This is a genomic window from Arthrobacter sp. CC3 (assembly GCF_039907775.1).
Lineage (GTDB): Bacteria > Actinomycetota > Actinomycetes > Actinomycetales > Micrococcaceae > Arthrobacter.
This window is the reverse complement of sequence record NZ_JARCCY010000008.1, coordinates 18,089-36,984: the sequence shown is the minus strand read 5'-3', so window position 1 is coordinate 36,984 and position 18,896 is coordinate 18,089. Positions and strand designations below refer to the sequence as shown.

21 protein-coding genes are annotated in these 18,896 nt (G+C 64.9%); 9 read left to right on the top strand and 12 right to left on the bottom strand.

Annotation, left to right across the window (positions count from 1 at the left end; genetic code table 11):
- The first annotated feature begins 215 nt into the window (after positions 1–215).
- Positions 216–848: an O-methyltransferase gene (locus tag PV761_RS06530; RefSeq protein WP_028269429.1), complete on the top strand. Its 633-nt coding sequence runs from the start codon at positions 216–218 to the stop codon at positions 846–848.
- Between the two features lie 45 nt (positions 849–893).
- Here the strand turns inward: PV761_RS06530 and PV761_RS06525 are convergent, their stop codons facing one another.
- The 4 genes from PV761_RS06525 to PV761_RS06510 form a co-directional block, all read right to left on the bottom strand.
- A complete protein-coding gene (locus tag PV761_RS06525) occupies positions 894–1,061 on the bottom strand; it encodes a DUF3117 domain-containing protein (protein ID WP_009357720.1) in 168 nt (55 codons plus the stop codon).
- 265 nt (positions 1,062–1,326) lie between these two features.
- The gene (locus PV761_RS06520) at positions 1,327–2,544 is read right to left on the bottom strand and encodes a hypothetical protein (protein WP_347895319.1); all 1,218 of its coding nucleotides are present in this window, start codon (positions 2,542–2,544) and stop codon (positions 1,327–1,329) included.
- Positions 2,545–2,606: 62 nt separating this feature from the next.
- Positions 2,607–2,966: a DivIVA domain-containing protein gene (locus tag PV761_RS06515; protein ID WP_028269431.1), complete on the bottom strand. Its 360-nt coding sequence runs from the start codon at positions 2,964–2,966 to the stop codon at positions 2,607–2,609.
- Between the two features lie 23 nt (positions 2,967–2,989).
- Positions 2,990–3,817 (bottom strand): TIGR00730 family Rossman fold protein, encoded by an 828-nt coding sequence (locus PV761_RS06510; RefSeq protein ID WP_028269432.1) that lies wholly within the window; start codon positions 3,815–3,817, stop codon positions 2,990–2,992.
- Between the two features lie 164 nt (positions 3,818–3,981).
- Here PV761_RS06510 and PV761_RS06505 point away from each other — a divergent pair, with 164 nt between their 5' ends.
- The 4 genes from PV761_RS06505 (at position 3,982) to PV761_RS06490 (ending at position 7,272) form a co-directional block, all read left to right on the top strand.
- The gene (locus PV761_RS06505) at positions 3,982–4,737 is read left to right on the top strand and encodes an amino acid ABC transporter ATP-binding protein (RefSeq protein ID WP_028269433.1); all 756 of its coding nucleotides are present in this window, start codon (positions 3,982–3,984) and stop codon (positions 4,735–4,737) included.
- Positions 4,738–4,806: 69 nt separating this feature from the next.
- Complete coding sequence (locus PV761_RS06500) at positions 4,807–5,691, top strand: glutamate ABC transporter substrate-binding protein (RefSeq protein WP_347895316.1); 885 nt, start codon at positions 4,807–4,809, stop codon at positions 5,689–5,691.
- Between the two features lie 94 nt (positions 5,692–5,785).
- Positions 5,786–6,436 carry an amino acid ABC transporter permease gene (locus PV761_RS06495; protein WP_028269435.1) on the top strand — a complete coding sequence of 217 codons (651 nt, stop codon included), beginning with the start codon at positions 5,786–5,788 and terminating at the stop codon, positions 6,434–6,436.
- Positions 6,433–7,272, top strand: a complete 840-nt coding sequence (locus PV761_RS06490) for an ABC transporter permease subunit (protein WP_028269436.1) — start codon at positions 6,433–6,435, stop codon at positions 7,270–7,272. The genes PV761_RS06495 and PV761_RS06490 overlap by 4 nt, the downstream gene beginning before the upstream one ends.
- Positions 7,273–7,348: 76 nt before the next feature.
- Here the strand turns inward: PV761_RS06490 and dapE are convergent, their stop codons facing one another.
- Entirely contained in the window at positions 7,349–8,473 is a 1,125-nt protein-coding gene (gene dapE, locus PV761_RS06485; RefSeq protein WP_028269437.1) for a succinyl-diaminopimelate desuccinylase, read from the bottom strand.
- A gap of 50 nt (positions 8,474–8,523) precedes the next feature.
- On the opposite strand from dapE, the gene dapD reads away from it, so the two are divergent.
- Together dapD and PV761_RS06475 are read left to right on the top strand one after the other, a co-directional pair.
- Positions 8,524–9,555, top strand: coding sequence for a 2,3,4,5-tetrahydropyridine-2,6-dicarboxylate N-succinyltransferase (gene dapD / locus PV761_RS06480; protein ID WP_028269438.1), 1,032 nt, complete (start codon positions 8,524–8,526; stop codon positions 9,553–9,555).
- Positions 9,556–9,610: 55 nt separating this feature from the next.
- Positions 9,611–10,462 (top strand): hypothetical protein, encoded by an 852-nt coding sequence (locus PV761_RS06475; RefSeq protein ID WP_347895313.1) that lies wholly within the window; start codon positions 9,611–9,613, stop codon positions 10,460–10,462.
- Positions 10,463–10,491: 29 nt separating this feature from the next.
- Here PV761_RS06475 and PV761_RS06470 read toward each other — a convergent pair whose 3' ends face one another.
- Positions 10,492–11,103, bottom strand: a complete 612-nt coding sequence (locus tag PV761_RS06470; RefSeq protein ID WP_028269440.1) for a hypothetical protein — start codon at positions 11,101–11,103, stop codon at positions 10,492–10,494.
- A gap of 58 nt (positions 11,104–11,161) precedes the next feature.
- Positions 11,162–11,800, bottom strand: coding sequence for a TetR family transcriptional regulator C-terminal domain-containing protein (locus PV761_RS06465; RefSeq protein ID WP_028269441.1), 639 nt, complete (start codon positions 11,798–11,800; stop codon positions 11,162–11,164).
- An 81-nt stretch (positions 11,801–11,881) separates the two neighbouring features.
- Here PV761_RS06465 and galE point away from each other — a divergent pair, with 81 nt between their 5' ends.
- Positions 11,882–12,895, top strand: coding sequence for a UDP-glucose 4-epimerase GalE (galE, locus tag PV761_RS06460; protein ID WP_347895310.1), 1,014 nt, complete (start codon positions 11,882–11,884; stop codon positions 12,893–12,895).
- An 80-nt stretch (positions 12,896–12,975) separates the two neighbouring features.
- Here the strand turns inward: galE and PV761_RS06455 are convergent, their stop codons facing one another.
- From PV761_RS06455 to fdxA, 3 genes are all read right to left on the bottom strand, one after another.
- Complete coding sequence (locus tag PV761_RS06455; RefSeq protein WP_028269443.1) at positions 12,976–14,259, bottom strand: citrate synthase; 1,284 nt, start codon at positions 14,257–14,259, stop codon at positions 12,976–12,978.
- A gap of 259 nt (positions 14,260–14,518) precedes the next feature.
- The gene (gene dapC, locus PV761_RS06450; RefSeq protein WP_347895307.1) at positions 14,519–15,667 is read right to left on the bottom strand and encodes a succinyldiaminopimelate transaminase; all 1,149 of its coding nucleotides are present in this window, start codon (positions 15,665–15,667) and stop codon (positions 14,519–14,521) included.
- Between the two features lie 10 nt (positions 15,668–15,677).
- Positions 15,678–16,004, bottom strand: coding sequence for a ferredoxin (gene fdxA, locus PV761_RS06445; RefSeq protein ID WP_028269445.1), 327 nt, complete (start codon positions 16,002–16,004; stop codon positions 15,678–15,680).
- Positions 16,005–16,174: 170 nt separating this feature from the next.
- Here fdxA and PV761_RS06440 point away from each other — a divergent pair, with 170 nt between their 5' ends.
- On the top strand, positions 16,175–16,420 hold the full coding sequence (locus PV761_RS06440) for a hypothetical protein (protein ID WP_347895305.1): 246 nt from the start codon (positions 16,175–16,177) through the stop codon (positions 16,418–16,420).
- Between the two features lie 19 nt (positions 16,421–16,439).
- Here the strand turns inward: PV761_RS06440 and PV761_RS06435 are convergent, their stop codons facing one another.
- Together PV761_RS06435 and typA are read right to left on the bottom strand one after the other, a co-directional pair.
- Positions 16,440–16,802 (bottom strand): hypothetical protein, encoded by a 363-nt coding sequence (locus tag PV761_RS06435; protein WP_347895303.1) that lies wholly within the window; start codon positions 16,800–16,802, stop codon positions 16,440–16,442.
- A 48-nt stretch (positions 16,803–16,850) separates the two neighbouring features.
- Entirely contained in the window at positions 16,851–18,779 is a 1,929-nt protein-coding gene (gene typA, locus PV761_RS06430; RefSeq protein ID WP_028269448.1) for a translational GTPase TypA, read from the bottom strand.
- Positions 18,780–18,896: the final 117 nt, after the last annotated feature.

The following is an 18,896-nucleotide window of genomic DNA, read 5'->3' as shown; positions in this document are numbered from 1 at the left end:
TTTCCATCATTTCAAAGTTGGCTGGGAATTTCCTGACTATTGCAGGGCTTCAGCCTTAGGCGGAACCACCCGCGCCACCGGCCGGCCCGAAAAGGGTGGTTCCCGTCACATCGGCGGAAAGCCACAGCCTGCCGCACCGCCACCTCCGGGCCCGGCACCGCCTGACACAGTACGCTGATAGGAACAATCCCCTGCCGCCCAGAAAGCGAATCCTCATGAGCGCCGATAAGTCCACGAGCTGGTCCTATGCAGAAGATCTGCCTGCCGAGGACGAAGTACTGCTGCATGCTCGGGAGCGTTCCTTTGAGCTGGGCGTGACTCCGGTGGGACCGGGCGTGGGAGCGGTTCTCACCGTATTGGCGGCAGCCTCCAAGGCGCAGACAGCAGTGGAAATCGGAACCGGGGCGGGCGTCTCCGGTGTATGCCTGCTTCGCGGACTCGGCCCCCAGGCGGTGCTGACCACCATTGATGTGGATGTTGAACACCTCAGGGCGGCGCGGGAGGCATTCCAGGAAGCAGGAAGCCCTGCCAACCGCACCCGCACAATTTCCGGCCGCGCCGGCGACGTCCTGCCCCGGCTGACCGACAGCGCTTACGACCTGGTGTTCGTCGATGCGGACAAGCCGGGCATCCCCGGGTACGTCGAGCAAGCCATCCGGCTGCTGAAGCGGGGCGGGCTGCTGATCATCAACGACGCCCTGGACAAGGACCGGGTGGCCAACCCGGCTGCCCGCGATTCCACCACGGCGGTGCTGCGCCAGGTGGGCAAGTCCATCCGCGACGACGACCGCCTGGCTTCGGCAATGCTGCCCACCGGCGACGGACTGCTGGTAGCGGTTAAAAAATAAGGCGGGGCCCGCAGCCTTACGGCCGCGGACCCCGCCCCAGCAAATCTATTCGGTAACGCCGACGAGGCATTCCTTAAGGTTTGCCGCCTCCGCCGCGTTGAGTTCGACCACAAGCCGCCCCCCGCCTTCGAGCGGCACACGCATAATCAAGCTGCGGCCCTCTTTGGTTACTTCCATAGGGCCGTCGCCGGTGCGTGGTTTCATAGCCGCCATGAGGAAAATCCCCTCCAATAGTCCCAGGACCTACCAGCCCGGGCGGGCTGTGGCCGCGTCGTCAATCAAGCCCCCATGGCGGCCTACCAGCTACCGCCATGGCTGAACAGTGCTGAATGCAATTTGTTCATGCTTAACCCCTATTATCCTGTAATTACCCGCCTGTAGCTAATTGATGGATTTTCTTCATCGCTTGGAAAATTGCGGCCGGCTGTGCCGTGCGTCATAGCACCCGTGCCCGGCCCAATGCCCGCTGACGGCCGCCTCACGGCGGATAGTCTCCCCCGCCTGGCAGTTCGGCCCAGGCCCACAGCCAGACGATCCAGACAATCTGGAGCAGCACGAACATGATGACCACCGTCCCCCGGTAGGCCCGGGATCGGGATAGCAGTGCTGCGCCCAGGGCCAGCGGAAACAGCGGCAGCAGCATGCGGAAGGTGCTGGTCTGCGGGTGCAGGAACACGAGCAGGTAGCCCATGTAGCAGACGCACCAGAGCCGCAGCTCAGCCCCCAGCGCCACCACGGGCGGGGACGTCATGGCAAGCCCGAAGACGGCAACAAAGACAAAGGGAGCCAGCACCCCCAGCACCGGGCCAAAAAGCTGGATGCCCGTGTCGAACCAAGGCTTGAACGGCACAAGGTCGTGGCCGCGCCAGACGGTCTCCGTTTTGGTATAGGCAGCGGGATCGCCGGTCACTGCCCAGGCGATGGCGGGCCAGATCAGGGCGCTTATCCCGCTGACTGCGGCCAGGGCCGCCAACGCAACGAGGTCCCGGGCACTGTGCCGTGCCGCCTGGCTGCCCGGGGCGGCAGGACGGTTCCGCAGCCACAGCCGGTATGCGAGCAGCCCGCACACCATCGCCGCGAACGGAACCCCCGTTGGCCTGGACAGACACATGAGGACCACCACCGGCATGGCCCACAGATACCGCCGTTGCATCACCAGGAGCAGTGCCGACGCCAGCAGCAGGAGGTTCAGCGATTCGGCATACGGAACCTGGAGCACGGCAGCGACGGGGAAGGTGGAAAAAAAGACCACGGCCCACATGGCCGTGCGGTGGCCGGCTTTCTGCCGGAAAAGGCGGTACACCACCAGGACGGCCCCCAGCCCGGAAGCCATTGCAATGAACGTGAGGGCCAGTGCGGGGTCCATCCCGGTCATGGCCGACAACGCCCGCCCCAGCATCGGAAACAGCCCATAGAAGGCCCAGGCGTTCTCCTGGACGTTTCCGCTTTCGTCCACGGGCAGCTGGCTTGGATATCCGCTCCGGAGCACCTCGCCGTACCAGCGGGCATCCCAGATATTAATGAAGTTCCAGTAGTCGGGTTTCGCGGGTAACCACGGGTTGGCGCCCTGATGCAGGGCGGCCGCCATGAAGATGCCGGCACTGACGGCCCGCGCCGCAACGTAGACGCCTGCGACCTGCGCCCACCACGGCCAGGTGCTGGCGCGGGCGGCAGCGGACGCAACTTTGGTTCGCACCAGGCCGTTCAGTCCCGGGTTTCGATCCTGCCCCACGCGGCCGCTGGAAGTGCCCGCTCTGCTCAAGGCCCGCTCTCCCCCGGCTGCGCCGGCGCGCGAAGTTCCGCCCGCAACCGCTCAATTTCACGGTCCTTCGCGGCCAGCTGGTCACGGAGTTCGTCCAGCACCTGATCGACCTGGTCCATGCGGTAGCCCCGCAGGCCCAAAGCAAACCGGATCCGGTCGACGTCGGCCGGTGCAGCGTCGGCAGGGAGCAGCACAGGCGGCAGCGAGGCCACCGGCTCGTCGAATCCGTCCAGCAGCGCAGGGCCTCCGGAATGCCGGCGCCGGAAGATGCCGGACGTAAAATCTGCTCCGAAGAACAGCGCGGCGCCGATCAGTGCGATGGCGAGGAATATCAGGAAGAAACTCACAGGATCCATCGTGCCAGACGCCGGCCCGGCCGCTATTCCGGCCGCTGGTTACCGTTCGGCCCGCCAGTGCCGTTGGCTGCACTGGTTTCCGGCGACGGACGGATGGCACCGTGGATGACGAGGTCCACCGCGTGCGCCGGCTCATCGACAACCTGGATGAGGCCGAGGTCCTTCTCGGAGATCATCCCGTCTTCCACCAGGGTGCCCCTGATCCAGTCGAGCATGGGCCCCCAGAACGCGGTGCCCAGCAGCACGATGGGGAAGGACGTCACCTTCTTGGTCTGCACCAGGACCATGGCTTCGAAGAGCTCGTCCAGGGTGCCCAGGCCGCCGGGGAGCACAATGAATCCCTGGGCGTATTTCACGAACATGGTTTTCCGGGCGAAGAAGTAGCGGAAGTTGATCCCGAGGTCCACCCACTGGTTGAGGCCCTGTTCGAAGGGAAGCTCGATGCCGAGACCCACGGAGACGCCGTTGCCCTGGACGGCGCCTTTGTTGGCCGCCTCCATGGAACCCGGCCCGCCGCCGGTAATTACGGCCACGCCGGCTTCGGCCAGTTTGCGGCCCACTTCAACGCCCAGTTCGTAGTAGACGGAGCCCGGCTTGGTGCGTGCGGAGCCGAACACGCTGACGGCGGGCCCGAGGTCCGCCAGTGCACCGAAGCCTTCCACGAACTCACTCTGGATTCTGAGCACCCGCCACGGGTCAGTGTGGACGAACTGGCCGGGCCCCTTCGTGTCCAGCAGGTGCTGGTCCGACATCTCCACTGCCGCCTGCTTTCGACGCAGCTCCAGCGGACCCTTGTGACGGGTGGCAATGGGAGGTACTGGAGTTGGAGAAGGGTGCGGATCGGTACTCATCCACCAAGGCTAGCGCGGTTCTCCAAGCCCGACTGTCCGGCGCGTCCGATCCAGTTGCAGAGGGCAACCGGGGCGCTGACCTGCAGGTATCTCTTGAATCACGATCTGCAGGAAGTTGGAGTGATTGCCGTCATATCCCGCTAATGTTCGCTAGATTCTCTCTTATGACTACTCAAGTGCCCGGCGAAGCTCTCGTCTCCCTGAAAGCCGTGAATAAGCACTACGGCCAGCTGCACGTACTGAAGGACATCAACCTGAACGTCCGCAAGGGCGAAGTTGTTGTGGTCATCGGACCCTCCGGTTCCGGTAAGTCCACACTCTGCCGGGCCATCAACCGCCTGGAGACCATCGACGACGGCAAGATTGCCATCGACGGCAAGGAGCTCCCGGAGGAAGGCAAGGAACTCGCCAAACTGCGTGCCGACGTCGGCATGGTGTTCCAGTCCTTTAACCTCTTCGCTCACAAAACCATCCTGGAAAACGTCACCCTGGGGCCCATCAAGGTCAAGGGTGTGCCCAAGGCGCAGGCGGACAAGGACGCCATGGCGCTGCTGGAGCGTGTCGGTGTGGGACACCAGGCACCCAAGCTCCCGGCGCAGCTTTCCGGCGGCCAGCAGCAGCGCGTGGCGATTGCCCGGGCCCTTGCCATGAAGCCGAAAGTCATGCTCTTCGATGAGCCCACGTCCGCGCTTGACCCGGAAATGATCAATGAAGTCCTTGACGTCATGATCCAGCTGGCCAAGGAAGGAATGACCATGATCGTGGTCACCCACGAGATGGGCTTTGCCCGCAAGGCCGCCGACCGCGTGGTGTTCATGGCCGACGGCCAGATCGTCGAGGACGCGACGCCTGAGGAGTTCTTCACGAACCCGCAGAGCAACCGCGCCAAGGACTTCCTCTCCAAGCTCCTCACTCACTGATTCCCCGAGACCGCACCTACTCGGTTCGCACCCAGGCCACCACAGTGGCCGCCAATGAAAGGTAATGTCATGAAGGCATTTTTGACCCGACGAAAGTCCTTTGTGGTTGCAGCATCAGCAGCCCTCGCCCTGACACTGAGCGCCTGCGGCGGCGGGGGCGGAACCACCAGCAATCCGACAGTGGCCGAGAAGCCCACCTTTGCGGCAGGCAGCACCATGGAGAAGCTCTCCAAGGCCGGCACCATCAAGATCGGCACGAAATTTGACCAGCCGCTGTTCGGCCAGGTCGGCCTGGACGGCAAGCCCATCGGTTTCGACGTCGAGATGGGCAAGCTGATTGCCGCCAAGCTGGGCATTGCTGCGGACAAGATCGAATGGTCGGAGACCGTCTCAGCCAACCGCGAGCCCTTCATCGAACAGGGCAAGGTGGATCTGGTCATCGCCACGTACACCATCAACGACAAGCGCAAGCAGGTCGTTAGCTTTGCCGGGCCGTACTACGAGGCCGGCCAGGCGCTCATGGTCAACAAGGACAACGACACCATCAAGAAGCCGGAGGACGTCAAGGGCAAGAAGGTCTGTTCCGTGACCGGTTCCACCCCTGCCGGCACCATCGTGGAGAAGTACGGAGCAGAACTCGTTCCCGCGGCCACATACTCCGCCTGCCTCGAACCGCTGCGCAACAAGCAGGTGGAGGCCATCACCACCGACAACGTGATCCTTGCCGGCTTCGTGGACAAGGAACCTGAAGCCTTCAAGCTGGCCTCGGACGAAACCTTCACCAAGGAGCCCTACGGCATCGGCCTGAAGAAGGACGACACCGTCTTCCGCAACTGGATCAACGACCAGCTGGAGGAATTCGGCAAGGACGGCTCCTACAAGAAGGCATGGGAAGCCACCGCCGGCTCCGTCATCAAGACGGCTCCGGAACTCCCGGCCATCAACCGTTACTAAGTAACGCCGGCGGTTGCCGGAGTCCGCTTAACGCGCCTCCGGCAACCGCCCTCCCATCTTCGCTCCCGTCCGCGACACACAGCCAAAGGATGTTATGGACGTCATCATCGAAAACCTGCCACTCTACTGGGAAGGCTTTCTCCGAACCCTGTTCCTGTCCGCCGTGTCCGGAGTCATCGCCCTCCTGCTGGGGACCGTGCTGGCCGCAGCCCGGGTCTCCCCTGTTGCCGCCCTCCGCGGCTTCAGCATGACCTACGTGGAGATCCTGCGGAACACCCCCCTGACCATTGCTTTCTTCTTTGCCGCAATCGTCCTGCCCCGGCTCGGGGTGAAATTCGAGCAGTTTGAGGTGGCGGCCATCATTGCCCTGAGTGCCTACACTGCGGCCTTCATCGCCGAAGCCGTGCGCTCCGGCGTCAACAGCGTTCCCGTCGGCCAGGCCGAGGCAGCACGCAGTATCGGCATGAAATTCGGCCAGGTGCTTTCCCTGATCATTCTCCCGCAGGCACTGCGGACGGTGATCCCGCCGTTGATCAACATCCTGATCGCGCTCGTGAAAAACTCCTCCGTTGCCGGCGCCTTCTTCGTCCTGGAGCTGTTCGGTTACGGCCGCCAGCTCGCCAATTCCAATGGCGACCAGGTCCTGGCCGTTCTCCTCGGAGTGGCGTTCTTCTACCTGCTGATCACTGTTCCGCTGGGCATCCTGGCGAGCACCGTCGAACGAAAGGTGGCGATCGCCCGATGAGCTCAGTTCTATACGACGTCCCGGGGCCGAAAGCCCGCCGGGTCTCACTGATCGGTTCCGTAGTCGGGTCCCTGCTGATCCTTGGCCTGTTGGCGTGGATCGTCAGTACCCTGGCGCAGCAGGGCATCTTCGAGGGACGCCGCTGGGCCATCTTCACCCGCGCGGACGTCTGGACGCTGCTCGGCAACGGCATCGGTGCCACCCTCAGTGCTGCCGCCGTGGCCGCCGTCATCGCGTTTCCCCTGGGGCTGTTGCTGTGCCTGCTTCGGATTTCCGACCTCGCCGCGATCCGGATTCCCACCCGGATCGTGCTGGAATTCCTGCGCGGCATGCCCGTCGTCCTGATGATGTTCTTTGTCCTGCTGGTCTTTGGCACCAACCAGTTCATCGCAGTGGTGGCCGGCCTGGTCCTTTACAACGCGGCGGTCTTCGCGGAGATCATCCGCGCGGGCATCCAGTCCCTGCCCAAGGGACAGCGCGAAGCGGGCCTGACCATTGGCCTGACAAGTTTCCAGTCCCGCATGATCATTGAGCTGCCGCAGGCCGTCCGCCGGATGATGCCTTCGCTCGTGGCCCAGCTGGTGGTGCTGCTGAAGGATACGTCCCTGGGTTACATCGTCGCGTACGGTGAGCTGCTCCGGGCCGTGCAGGTCATGGCCGACTTCCTGGGGACGCAGTTCCTGTTCCCGGTCTTCTTCGTGGCCGCTGCGATCTACATTGCAATCAACATCTGCGTTTCGCGGATCGCAGTGTGGATTGAACGCCGCGGTTCCAAGAAGGCCGCCGGCGGCGTGGCCAAAGCGGAACCTGAGCCAATTGAAGCCGAAGTGAAATAGCAGTAACGAAGGCGAGTACCAGGAAGGCCCTGATCAACAGATCAGGGCCTTCCTGCTTGCCGGGACTTGGTCCTGACTAGTTGGCCAGCCACGTCCGGAGCGCCCTCAGGCATTCGCGGACCGCGTCGGCGTCAACGTGCTCATTGTCCTTGTGCGCCAGCAGGGGGTCGCCCGGGCCGAAGTTGACCGCGGGAATACCCAGTTCGCTGAAGCGTGCGACGTCGGTCCAGCCGTACTTCGGCTTGGGCTCGGCACCGACGGCGGCCACGAAGGATGCGGCCGCCGGATGGTTCAGCCCCGGCCGCGCGCCGGCCGCGCTGTCCGTCTTGACGACGTCGAACCCGTCGAGGAGTTCGCGGACATGGGCTTCGGCCTGGTCCGGAGTCTTGTCCGGAGCGAAGCGGTAGTTGATTTCCACCACGCAGCGGTCAGGGATGACGTTGCCGGCGGTGCCTCCGTTGATTTTCACCGCGTTGAGGCTTTCCCGGTAGTCCAGGCCGTCCACGTTGATGGTGGCCGGTTCGTAGGCGGCCAGCCTGGCGAGGATGGGGGCGGCGGCATGGATGGCGTTGCTTCCCATCCATGCCCGGGCGGAGTGTGCTGCTTCACCGATGGTGGTTGCTTCGAACCGCATGGTGCCGTTGCACCCGCCTTCCACCGTTCCGTGCGTCGGCTCGAGCAGGATGGCAAAGTCGCCGTCCAGGAGGCCGCCGTGGTTGCGGACCAGCCGCCCGAGGCCGCTCTTCACCGCTTCCACTTCCTCGTGGTCGTAGAACACGAAGGTGACGTCCTTGCCCGGTTCCGCGCCGCCGTCGAACATTGTGGCCGCCAGCGCCAGCTGCACCGCGACGCCGCCCTTCATGTCCGTGGTGCCGCGGCCGTACAGCAGCCCTTCCCCGGGTGCGCCGGACGGCCAGAACGAGGGAACAGTGCCGAGGGCCCCCTCGGTGGTGGGGAGGGGCACCGTATCCAGGTGCCCGGCCAGGATGACCCGTTCAGGGCGGCCAAGGGCGGTCCGGGCAATGATGGAGTCGCCGTCCCGGACCACGGTAAGCTGCGGAATCTTCCGCAGGGCATGTTCGACGGCGTCGGCCAGCTCCTTCTCGTTGGCCGAAACGCTGTTGATGTCGATGAGCGCAGCGGTGAGGAGGGCGACGTCCTGGCGGAGATCCAGGCGGACAGAGGCAGTTTGAGCAGTCACGATGACAGTCTAGTTCGAGACCTGAGCCTCCCTCTCGATAGACTGGTGGCATGACTGAAACCGCTGCTGCTTCCGCCGTGCCCGCTGACAATTCCGCGTCCGCCGACGCCCGCTCCGCCTACGGCTACGGTGTGGCCACCATTTCCACCCGCAACGGCGAGGCCACCGTGCTGGACGTCTGGTTCCCGGCGCCGTCCCTCGGAACCGCAGCGGACACCCTTCGGAATGTGGAGAGCGCGGATCCCGTGCTTGCCGAGATCGCCGCAGCCGGCACTGACACCGACCGCGGCACCGAGCAGCAGGTCGTTTTCGTCCAGGTGCACCTTGACGAAGCCCCCGCCGACACTGCGGACGCCTACCTCCGCCTGCACCTGCTTTCGCACCGGCTGGTCCAGCCCAACACCATCAACCTGGACGGCATCTTCGGCAAGCTCCCCAATGTCGTCTGGACGAACTTCGGCCCGGCTGCCGTCGACGGCTTCGAGCTGACCCGGGCCAAGCTGCGCAAGCGCGGCGCCGTGACGGTCTACGGCGTGGACAAGTTCCCGCGCATGGTGGACTACGTGGTGCCCGCAGGGGTCCGGATCGCCGACGCCGACCGCGTCCGCCTTGGCGCCCACCTGGCCGAAGGCACCACGGTCATGCACGAGGGCTTCGTGAACTTCAACGCCGGCACCCTGGGCACCTCCATGGTGGAAGGCCGCATCTCCGCAGGCGTCGTCACCGGCGACGGCACCGACGTCGGCGGCGGCGCGTCCATCATGGGCACCCTCTCCGGCGGCGGAAAGGAAAAGATCTCCCTCGGCCAGCGTGTGCTGCTGGGCGCCAACTCCGGCGTCGGAATCAGCATCGGCGACGACTCCGTGGTCGAAGCCGGCCTGTACGTCACGGCCGGCACGCGCGTCCGCGTGATCGGTCCGAAGGACGCCGACGGCGAGGACACCACCCGCGTGGTGAAGGCCGTTGAGCTCTCCGGCGTGCCCAACCTGCTGTTCCGCCGGAATTCCTCGACCGGTGCGGTGGAGGTACTCCCCCGCAAGGGGCAGACCGTGGAACTCAACGAGGCACTCCACGCCAACTGATTCCGTCCGCCTGCAGAAGTCAACCGGCCCGTCCAGGGCGTGAGGGAGTAACTTCGTGTCACGGAGACGTGGCCTGCGCCGCCTGCTAGTGCTGGGGCTGGCTCTGGCACTTATTGCCGGCGGCGTTTACACGGCCGTGGCCTTTATCCAACGCTCGGAAACGCTGATTGCCGAGAAGTGCACCGCCGCCGTCGGGTCCCGCAAAGCCGACCTGGCCACCGACCAGGCGGCCAATGCGGCCCTGATAACAGCGGTCGCCGTGCGCCGCGGGCTGCCTCCGCGGGCGGCGAGCATCGCCCTGGCCACTGCCATGCAGGAATCCAAGCTGCGCAACATCGGGCACGGCGACCATGCCGGGCCGGATTCGCGCGGACTGTTCCAGCAGCGTCCCTCGCAGGGCTGGGGCACCGAGGAACAGGTGATGGACCCGTATTATGCGAGCGGGGCGTTCTACGACGCCCTGGTGAAGATCCCGGAGTACGAATTGCTGGAAATCACCGCCGCCGCACAGCAGGTCCAGCGTTCGGCGTACCCGCAGGCCTACGCCGAACACGAGGACATGGGCCGGGTCTTCGCGTCCGCCCTGACTGGCCAGTCTGCCGCAGCACTGGACTGCACCCTCAAGTCGCCTGAACAGGCCGGTGACGTCCAGGCGGTCGTCGACGAACTGACAGCGGCGTTCGGGAACGTACCGGCAACGGCCGACGGCAGCACTGTCGTGCTGGAGGCGAGCGGCAGCCAGGCCTGGGCCGTGGCGCAGTGGGCCGTGGCCAACGCGAAATCCCTGTCCGTGACGGAGGTCGGCGTCGAGGGCAGCAGCTGGGACCGGGCGTCCAGGAACGGCTGGCAGCCCTCGGACGCCCCGTCCGGCCAGGTCACGATCACGGTGGCCGCCGGGACTTCCTGACGCTGCCGGGACTCCGTGACGTTAGTGCCTCAGACGAGCAGTTCCACGACGGGCTGGACGTAGCTTCGGAACACCTCGGGCTGGGACAGTAGTTCCTTGCTCATGATGATCTTGTCCGGCTCCAGGTACCAGGCCCGGGGTTCCGTCAGCGGAAGTTCGACGATGGTCAAGGTGAAGTCCCTCGAACCGCGGCCCACCTCCAGCAGCCGGTCCTCCACCATGTCGCCCAGGAGCTGCGGGGCGCCGCTGGCCTCCCGTTCGGCTTCCAGCTCCGCATACTCGGCGCGGCGTTCCCGCGCCCACGTCAGCGCCGAGCCGAAGTGCGCCTGCAGCACGCGCTGGAGGGCCGGGGAGTTGCCGAAGGCCTCAAAGTCGGGGGGCGTCACGTCGGGGGTCATTTGCGGATGCGCCTTGAGCAGCTGCTCCCACCAGGCCTCCCATTCAGTCTTCAGGGCGCTGATCCCGCCTACTTCGGACGTGAGGTTGGTGTGGTCCACCGGACGGATCTTGGGTGCCATGTGACACAATGCCGGACGCCCGGCACTGTCGAGGCCGGCGGCGTCGCGAACGTAAAGTGCGATGAGCATGGGACCTGATGTGTCCATGGTGATTCGCCAGCCAGGACCGCCTGTTTGGTGCATCCGAATGGCCTCCCTTGGCTTGTTTACTGTCCCAGTCTAATCCTGTTGACTACTGACGTTAATGGGTGGTTTCAGACTGTCCCAGGCTGTGCAGGTGGGACGACAGAACGTCCCTGCACATTTCGGCAGTCATCCATTCCGGCTGCAGCAGGGCATGCATGGTCAGGCCGTCCAAGGTGGCCAGCAGCCGCTCCGCTTCGGTGACCAGGCCCTGGTGCCCGTCGCCGTCCACTGACTCCCCGGGGGCCCGCAGTTCCATGATCAGCCAGCCGATGACGGCGGCCACGGCCCGGTGGCTGCGGTCGGCCTCGGCGGCCAGGAAGGGCCTGATCCGGGCTGCGTTCTTGAACGCCATCCAGACGCATGCGTCCACCGCCCGTTCCTCATCCAGGGGAAGGAACTGGCCCAGCAGGGTTAACACGCCTTCCCGGTGCTCAGCCGTGCCGGGGACCTGCCGGTTGAGGTGCTCACGGGCCGCCTCCAGCCTGCCGGTGATCCGGTCCACCGCAACCCCGAAGGAATGGGCCAGAAGCTCTTCGCTGCTGGAGAAGTAATGGCGGACGGAACCCACCGCCAGCCCGGCTTCGTCGGCCACTTCGCGCAGTGAGGCACGTTCCAGCCCGTCCATGGCGATGATCCTGAAGACTGCTTCGACAACTTCCTGTCGCCGGGCTGCGGCATCAACGATTTTGGGCACCCCTATTATTTAGCACAGTTGTGCCGCCAAGTTGTGGGCAACACGGGCGGATGCCCGGCGAAGTGGGATAGCGTTGAGCCCATGAGAATTCTGGTTACGGGCGGCACCGGCTACATCGGGTCGCACACAGTTCTGTCCCTGCAGGAAGCCGGCCATGAGGTGGTGGTCATCGACAATCTCGTCAATTCAAGCGAGGAGTCGCTGCGCCGCGTAGCCGAGCTCAGCGGCAAGGAAGCGGTCTTCCACAACGTGGACCTCGTGGACGAGGCGGCAGTTGATGCCGTCTTCGCCCGGGACCGGATCGACGCGGTGATCCACTTCGCCGGCCTCAAGGCCGTGGGCGAATCCGTCCGGGAGCCGCTGAAGTATTACTACAACAACCTGGTGGGCACCCTGAACCTGATCCGGGTGATGGACCGGCACGACGTCCGCTCCCTCGTATTCAGCTCCTCAGCCACGGTGTACGGCGAGCACAACCCCATTCCGTACGTCGAAAAGATGGAGATCGGCGCCAACAACCCGTACGGCCGGACGAAGGAACAGATCGAGGACATCCTGTCGGACCTCGGCGCCGCGGACAACCGGTGGCACATCGCGCTCCTGCGCTACTTCAACCCGGTGGGCGCACACCCGTCCGGGCGGATCGGCGAAGACCCCCAGGGGATCCCCAACAACCTGGTGCCGTTTATTGCCCAGGTCGCGGTGGGCCGCCGCGAAAAGCTGATGGTGTTCGGCGGCGACTACGACACCCCTGACGGCACCTGCCTCCGGGACTACATCCACGTCGTGGACCTGGCCGAAGGCCACGTTGCGGCGCTGAACCACGTGGCCGAGCGCACGGGCGTGTTCCGCTGGAACCTCGGCTCCGGCAAGGGATCCTCGGTGCTGGAGGTACTGCGTTCTTTCGAAAAGGCCGTGGGCCACGCACTTCCCTACGAGATCACCGGCCGCCGGGCGGGCGATCTCCCCGCTTTCTGGGCCGATGCCACCTCCGCGCTGGCCGACTTGAGCTGGTCCACCACCAAGACCGTTGACCAGATGTGCGAGGACCACTGGCGCTGGCAGAAGAACAACCCGCTGGGCTACAACTCCTAAACCGGAAAACGACGCCGGCTACGCACCTGGGGTGCGTAGCCGGCGTCGTTCTTTGTCAAACGGCTAGCTGCATCAAACGGCTAGCTGGCCGGGTAGTTGCGCTCCGGCTCACCTGTGTAGAGCTGGCGCGGACGCCCGATCTTGGTGTTGGGGTCGCTGATCATTTCGCGCCACTGGGCAATCCAGCCCGGCAGGCGGCCGATGGCGAACAGCACGGTGAACATCTTCTCCGGGAAGCCCATGGCCTTGTAGATCAGGCCGGTGTAGAAGTCCACGTTCGGGTAGAGCTTGCGCTGGATGAAGTAGTCATCATTCAGCGCCTTCTCTTCGAGCCGCAGGGCGATCTCCAGGAGTTCGTCGTTGCCGCCGAGCTTGGTGAGGATCTCGTGTGCCGTGTCCTTGACGATCCTGGCCCGCGGATCGTAGTTCTTGTAAACGCGGTGTCCGAAGCCCATGAGGCGGACGCCGTCTTCCTTGTTCTTGACCTTCTCCATGTAGTCCTCGGGCTTGGTGCCGTCGGCCTGGATCTGGCGGAGCATCTTCAGGACGGCCTCGTTGGCGCCGCCGTGGGCGGGGCCGAAGAGGGCGTTGATGCCTGCCGAAACGGAGGCGAAAAGGTTGGCGTTGGACGAGCCCACCAGCCGGACCGTGGAGGTGGAGCAGTTCTGCTCGTGGTCGGCGTGCAGGATGAGGAGCAGGTCCAGCGCCTTGGCGACAATCGGGTCCACCTCGTACTGCTCGGCCGGAAGGCCGAAGCTCAGGCGCAGGAAGTTCTCCACGAGGTTGTGGGAGTTGTCCGGGTAGAGCATCGGCTGGCCGATGCTCTTCTTCAGGGCGTAGGCGGCGATGACCGGCATCTTGGCCAGGAGCCGGTACGTGGAGACCTCCACCTGTTCGGCGTTGAACGGGTCCAGCGAGTCCTGGTAGAACGTGGAGAGCGCGGACACAGCCGAGGACAGCACGGGCATCGGGTGGGCGTCCCGCGGGAAGCCGCTGAAGAAGCCCTTGAGCTCTTCGTGCAGCAGGGTGTGGTGGCGGATCCGCTGGTCAAAGGCTTCCAGCTCGGTGGCGTTCGGCAGGTTGCCGTAGATGAGCAGGTAGGAAACTTCAAGGAAGCTCGAGTGCTGGGCGAGCTGCTCGATCGGGTAACCGCGGTAGCGCAGGATGCCGGCGTCGCCGTCAATGTAGGTGATCGCCGAAGTGGTGGCCGCGGTGTTCATGAATCCCGGGTCAAAGGCAACGGCGCCTGTCTGCTTCAGCAGTTTGGAAACGTCATAGCCTTCGTTTCCTTCTACAACCTTGATGCGCGGGAGTTCGAGTTCGCCGCCCGCATGGCGCAGGGTTGCGCTGGTGGTCTCAGTCATGGAGTCTCCTCATGAGGCGTCAGGGCCTCTCTGTAGAAAGCTTGATCCAACATCCGGTGGAGCCGCCCGAGGAGCCTGCGTGGCAGGGTTTCCAACGGTCGGGCTGCCTTCTTGTAGAAAGCCACCATTGATAGTCAGTTAAAAAGTACCGCTCAAAGGCAAGGTGACACTAATCCGATAGTGCCGAAATGCCCCAAAAAGGCCCCCGTTGTGTTGCGTGTCACATCATTGTTACGGACCCGTGGCGGGTTCGTGGCGGCTAGGCGCCGGTGCTCAGCCGGGCTACCGCCGCGTCGATCCGCTCATCCGCGGCCGTCAGCGCAACGCGGATGAACCCGTTGCCGGCATCGCCGTAGAACACACCGGGTCCCACCACGATCCCCAGCTCGGCCAGCCTGCCCACGGTGTCCCAGGTGGCTTCGCCGGCGCTGCACCAGAGGTAGAGTCCCGCCTGCGATTCGTGGATGGTCAGCCCGAACGCCTCGAGCGCCGGCACCAGCCGCTCCCGCCGGCTGCGGTAAAGGTCCTTTTGGGCCTGGACATGGGCGTCGTCGCCCAGTGCCACCCGCATGGCTTCCTGCACCGGGTACGGCACGATCATGCCGGCGTGCTTGCGGCTGTTGACCAGGTTGGCCATGATCACCGGGTCCCCGGCCACGAACGCCGCACGGTATCCCGCCAGGTTCGACTGTTTGCTCAGCGAGTAAACCGCCAGCAGGCCGTCATGGGAGCCGCCGGCAACGCGCGGGTCCAGAACACTGGGCACGGGGCTGCCGCCGCGCTGGACGTCCCACTCCCCCCAGCCAAGCTCCGCGTAGCATTCGTCCGAAGCCACCACGGCGCCAAGCCCGCGGGCCTGGTCGACGATCCGCTTCAAGGACGCCACGTCACGGACGCTTCCGGTGGGGTTGGCCGGCGAATTCACCCAGACGAGCCGGACGCGCTGCCGTGTCTCGTCATCCAGGTCATCGAGGTCGTCAGCGGCGATCTGTTCGGCGCCGGCGAAAGTCGCCCCGATGTCGTAGGTGGGGTACGCAACCGTAGGACGGACGACGACGTCGCCCGGCTTCAGTCCCAACAGGAACGGAAGCCATGCCACCAGCTCCTTGGACCCGACGGTGGGCATAACATCGCGGGGATCCAGCCCGGGAACGCCGCGGCGCCGGGCGAACCAGTCTGCAATGGCTGTGCGGAGCGCCGGCGTCCCGTGCACCGTGGGGTACCCGGGGGCGTCGGCGGCGCCCTGGAGCGCCTCCTGGATCAGGACGGGCGCGGGGTCCACCGGTGTGCCGATGGAAAGATTGACCGCCCCTCCGGGGTGCTCCGCAGCCCTGGCAAGGTAGGGTGCCATGGCCTCCCACGGGTAATCGGGCAGGCTGAGGCCGAAGCTGCGTACTGCGGATGTCACGCCAGGCGCCTCAGTGATCCTGGTTCTGCGGCGGCAGGGCAGCAATCATCGGGTGGTCGGTGTGGGTGTTGCCGACCTTCGCAGCGCCGCCGGGCGAGCCGAGGTCGTCAAAGAACTCAACATTGGCCTTGTAGTAGTCGGCCCACTCCTCCGGGGTGTCATCCTCGTAGTAAATGGCCTCAACGGGGCAGACGGGTTCGCAGGCACCGCAGTCGACGCATTCGTCGGGGTGGATGTAGAGGGACCGCTCACCCTCGTAGATGCAATCGACGGGGCATTCTTCAATACATGCCTTGTCCTTGACATCTACACACGGCTGCGCGATTACGTACGTCACGTCCCTTGCCTCTCCACGTTGGTTTCCGGCATTTGGCCGGTGATCATTTCCGGCCAGAGCGCCGGACTGCTGACTTCTGAGCCTATTATCTATCAGGCTGTTCCCGCGAACCTAGCGTCGCGTCATACATTCCCCCGCGTCATACTAGCGCGGGGTCCTAGGATGGAGTGGTGAATTCCCAGATCCCTGCACCCCGACTGTTCCTGGAAGGCGCGCCGCTGGGCACCAGGGTGGTGGTCCGTTACAGGATCCCGGAGGGCATGACGGATGCCCTGGGGGACCTGGTGGGAATCAACCCCGTGGAATGCACCGTCCGCACCCGGCGGACCGACGTCGTCATCCCTTTGGCCCTGGTGGTGGCAGCGAAAGCGGTGCCGCCGGCGCCGGCACGGCGTGCCCCGCGGCCCGCACCCTAGCCTCTGGCACACGCGGCCGTCAGGCCGGTGGCCTGAGCACCCGGTAGCGCCGGCACCAGACGAGCATCAGCACTGTTACCCCGGCAATGCCGTAGATCCAGGTGTACCCGGGAAAGTCCCCGGCGATCAGTCGCTTGCCGGGCTCCAGCGTCGACCACAGGCCCGCCAGCACGTAGCACAGCAAGCCGCAGGCCGCCGTCGGGATCACTGACCGGAAGGCCGCCCCGAGGAGCAGCTGGACCGATCCGAGAAGCACCAGCGCTGCCACTGCACCCCAGGGCAGGACGACGCCGGGAAGCAGCAGCTGCTGCCGGTGCAGGGCCGTACCGGCAGCGGCTACAAAAAGAGCTGCCGGCACGGCGGCGGCGATGCCGCCTGCCATGCCGGCAGCTCTATTGTTCACGAGGGTGATGACCGGAACGTGCCCGGATCAGACCTTGGCGCGGGCGCGGTTGGCCTTGGCGCGCTCGTTGGTGTCCAGGATGACCTTGCGGATGCGGATGGACTCCGGGGTAACCTCGACGCACTCGTCTTCGCGGGCGAATTCGAGGGACTCTTCGAGGGTCAGGTCGCGCGGGGGCGTCAGGTTCTCGAAGGTGTCGGAGGAAGCGGCACGCATGTTGGTGAGCTTCTTTTCCTTGGTGATGTTGACGTCCATGTCGTCGGCGCGGGAGTTCTCGCCAACGATCATGCCCTCGTAGACCTCGGACGTGGGCTTCACGAAGAAGGAGCCGCGTTCCTGCAGGTTGATCATGGCGAAGGGCGTAACAACACCGGCGCGGTCGGCGATCATCGAACCGTTGGTGCGGTACTCGATCGGGCCGGCCCAGGGCTCGTAGCCCTCGGAGATGGAGGCAGCGATGCCGGCGCCGCGGGTGTCCGTGAGGAACTTGGTGCGGAAACCGATCAGGCCGCGGGCCGGAACGATGAACTCCATGCGGCACCAGCCGGTGCCGTGGTTGGCCATGTTGGTCATGCGGCCCTTGCGGGCTGCCATGAGCTGGGTGACGGCGCCGAGGTACTCTTCGGGCACGTCGATGGTCATGTGCTCCATCGGCTCGTGGATCTTGCCGTCGATGGTCTTGGTGACCACCTGGGGCTTGCCGACTGTCAGTTCGAAGCCTTCGCGGCGCATCTGCTCAACGAGGATGGCCAGGGCCAGCTCGCCACGGCCCTGGACTTCCCAGGCGTCGGGACGCTCGGTGGGGAGGACCTTGATGGAGACGTTACCGATCAGTTCCTTGTCGAGGCGGTCCTTCACCTGGCGTGCGGTGACCTTGGCACCCTTGACCTTGCCGGCCAGCGGCGAGGTGTTGATACCGATGGTCATGGAGATCGCGGGATCGTCCACGGTGATCAGCGGCAGCGGCTGCGGGTTCTCGGCGTCGGTCAGGGTCTCACCGATGGTGATGTCCTCGATACCGGCGACGGCCACAATCTCGCCCGGGCCTGCGGACTCGGCCGGCACGCGGTCGAGGGCCTTGGTGGCCAGCAGTTCGGTGATCTTGACGTTCTTCAGTTCGCCGTTGGCACGCGCCCAGGCAACGGTCTGGCCCTTGCGCAGGGTGCCGTTGTAGATGCGCAGCAGAGCCAGGCGGCCCAGGAACGGGGAGGCATCCAGGTTGGTGACGTGCGCCTGGAGGACACCGTTCGGGTTGTACGTGGGTGCCGGGATGTGCTCGATGATGGTCTTGAACAGCGGCTCAAGGTCCTCGTTCTCCGGAGCCGTGCCGTCAGCCGGCTGCTCAAGGGAAGCGCGGCCAACCTTGGCTGCGGCGTAGACCACGGGAACTTCGAGGATCTTGTCCAGGTCCAGGTCCGGAACTTCGTCGGCGAGGTCGGAGGCCAGGCCCAGGAGCAGGTCCATGGACTCGTGGACGACTTCGTCGATCCGTGCGTCGGGGCGGTCGGTCTTGTTGACCAGCAGGATGACCGGCAGGTGCGCGGCAAGGGCCTTGCGGAGCACGAAACGGGTCTGGGGCAGGGGGCCTTCGGAAGCATCGACGAGAAGCACAACGCCGTCAACCATGGACAGGCCGCGCTCCACCTCGCCACCGAAGTCGGCGTGGCCCGGGGTGTCGATCACGTTGATCGTGATGGTCTCGCCCTGCGAGGACGGTCCGTTGTAGGCCACGGTGGTGTTCTTGGCCAGGATGGTGATGCCCTTTTCGCGTTCAAGGTCACCGGAGTCCATGACGCGGTCTTCGAGGTGGTTGTGCTCGGCAAAGGAGTTGGTCTGCTTGAGCATGGCGTCGACCAGCGTGGTCTTGCCGTGGTCAACGTGGGCCACGATCGCGACGTTGCGCAGGTCACTGCGCGATGCAGTGGCTACCGCGGTGTTGGTGGTGGTTTCAGACATGCGTTATTGCTCGATTCAGTGGTGAAGTCAGCTGTGGTATCGCGACATTTCCAACCGGAACGCACGACGGATGAGACCCTTTGGCACAGGGCACCTTCTACCATTCTAAGCGCTAGG